The sequence below is a fragment of the Vibrio sp. 10N.222.46.A1 genome, assembly GCF_041473595.1.
GTDB lineage: Bacteria > Pseudomonadota > Gammaproteobacteria > Enterobacterales > Vibrionaceae > Vibrio > Vibrio tasmaniensis_A.
The window spans coordinates 1-2,259 of the sequence record NZ_JBFRSN010001598.1; the positions used below are offsets into that span (position 1 = coordinate 1).

Genomic DNA, 2,259 nt, shown 5'->3' on the forward strand with positions numbered 1-2,259 from the left:
CACTGAAATCGTTAACGACATTGTTCAGCTTTTTGAACGAGATACAAATGCAGGTTAATGGCTACAATGGGTAAAGGATGTCCGTAATGACAAGTATTGCTGGTCCTGCAGAAGCATTTGAACAGATAAGAAATGGACAACGACGACGATGGCTGATGGCGGGAGTCGTGTTGTTATTTTTTGCCTCGTGTTTTAGCCTTTTTATCGGCACGCATTACATATCGCCGGCAGTGACTTTGGATGCGATTTTTTCTTTTGATCCAACCAACAGTGATCATCTATTGGTTGTCCACCTTCGAATTCCACGCACCTTGTTAGCTTTAGTTATTGGCGGTGCGCTTGGTGTTGCAGGCGTTATCATGCAAAGCTTAACTCGTAACCCATTAGCAGATCCTGGGATACTCGGTGTCAATGCGGGGGCGACAGTTGCCATAGTCTCAGCGATAGCCTTTCTGGGCATCCATGATATGGCCTATGTGATGTGGTTTGGTTTACTTGGGGCGGCTGTTTCCGGAGCGGGTGTTTTTGCCCTTGCTGGGGTAAATAAAGGGGTTAACCCTGTAAGAGTTGTATTGGCGGGAACTGCTTTGTCGGTTGTGTTGCTTGCACTGACTCATATGATCACAATAAACAGCAATGAAATGGTGTTTGAACAATATAGACATTGGGCTGTGGGGTCATTTCAAGGGCGAGGTTACGATGTCTTGATCCCGGCTGCCATGTTAATAGCCATTGGATTAGTAATCGCATTTTCATTAAGTAAAGCCTTAGATACTGTCTCGTTAGGGGACGATATTGGTCACGCCTTAGGTGTTAACCCGATCAAAATATGGTGTTTTGCTTCTATTGCTATTGTGGTTTTAGCGGGGACCTCTACTGCGGCGGCTGGTCCTATCAGCTTTGTTGGTCTTACTGCCCCTCATATTGCAAGGATGGCGGCGGGGCCGGATCATAAATGGTTGATGCCTTTCTCTTTACTGATTGCATCCATTCTGGCGGTTGTCGCCGATGTGCTAGGCCGGATCGTCGGGTATCCCAATGAGATCAGTGTAGGTATTATGATTGCTCTAATCGGCGGGCCATTCTTTGTATTCTTAGTGAAACGTTGGAAGATATCTCTCCTATGATGATTGAGCCTTACACTCTTCAAAATTCTGGCTCGGGAAGTGTTGTACGCTTCGGTCAGTTTTCTTTCTGTTATCAACCGTCTCATATACTTATCGCTTTGATTTTGTTGATATCAGTTTGCGCTATTGCAACTTATTCCATGACATTGGGTAAGTTTAATATCTCGTTGCCTCAAGTGGCCGATATCATTCTTGGGGCTGGAGAGAGGGGCGTAAAAGATCGAATAATTCTTAACATAAGACTACCTAAGGTTCTTACTGCGGTCTTTGTTGGGGCTGCGTTAGGCATTTCTGGTGCGGTATTTCAATCGGTATCAAGAAATGCTCTTGGTTCTCCTGATGTCATTGGCTTTACAACGGGGGCTGCTACCGGGGCAATTGCTCAAATAGTTTTGTTTGAGCAAGGGGCTATCGAAGTGGCAATCGCGGCGATAGTCGGCGGAGTAATCACGGCTGTTATCGTTTACTTACTCGCGGTAAAAGCAGGAGTGGTTGGAGGGTATCGCTTAATACTCACTGGTATTGGGGTCGGGTCCATTTTGAGTGCGCTGAACAGCCTGATGTTAGTTAAGGGTAATTTAGACAATGCCATTTTGGCTAATCTATGGCTTGCAGGATCACTGCATGCTAGGACATGGACACATGTTTATCCTGTACTTATTGGGGTATTTCTCCTCCTCCCTTTTATGATGATACTAAAGCGTGCGCTTGCCATGATAGAGATGGGGGATGACATCGCAACTCAGCTGGGTATCCGAGTAGAGCGAGTCCGTCTTTCTATGATTTTCTTTGCTGTGGTCTTAGCCGCATTCGCGACAGGAGCTGCTGGGCCTATTGCCTTTATTGCCCTTGCTGCTCCTCAATTAGTTGGTCGATTGAGAAAGTCGCGAGCATTATCCTTGTTCTCCTCAGCTCTTATGGGCGCGTTGTTGGTCTTAACTGCGGATGTTTTAATTCAATGGTTGCCTTTTCAAGCAAGCGTGCCGATAGGCAGGATGACGGGTATTGTAGGTGGCATATATTTAATTTGGCTATTGACCCGATCTCGCCAGTTTTAAGCATAGGTACACATATCTCAATCAACACAAATGAGAATGCTTTACATTAAGCTTTGTTGGGAATAAAGTAAGCC

General features: G+C 45.6%; 2 protein-coding genes. Both read left to right on the forward strand.

Features of this window, described 5'->3' with window-relative positions; all coding sequences use genetic code 11:
- The first annotated feature begins 86 nt into the window (after positions 1-86).
- The gene (locus tag AB4496_RS28345) at positions 87-1,127 is read left to right on the forward strand and encodes an iron ABC transporter permease (RefSeq protein ID WP_102257352.1); all 1,041 of its coding nucleotides are present in this window, start codon (positions 87-89) and stop codon (positions 1,125-1,127) included.
- Complete coding sequence (locus AB4496_RS28350) at positions 1,124-2,185, forward strand: iron chelate uptake ABC transporter family permease subunit (RefSeq protein ID WP_102257351.1); 1,062 nt, start codon at positions 1,124-1,126, stop codon at positions 2,183-2,185. The genes AB4496_RS28345 and AB4496_RS28350 overlap by 4 nt, the downstream gene beginning before the upstream one ends.
- The last annotated feature ends 74 nt before the right edge of the window (positions 2,186-2,259 follow it).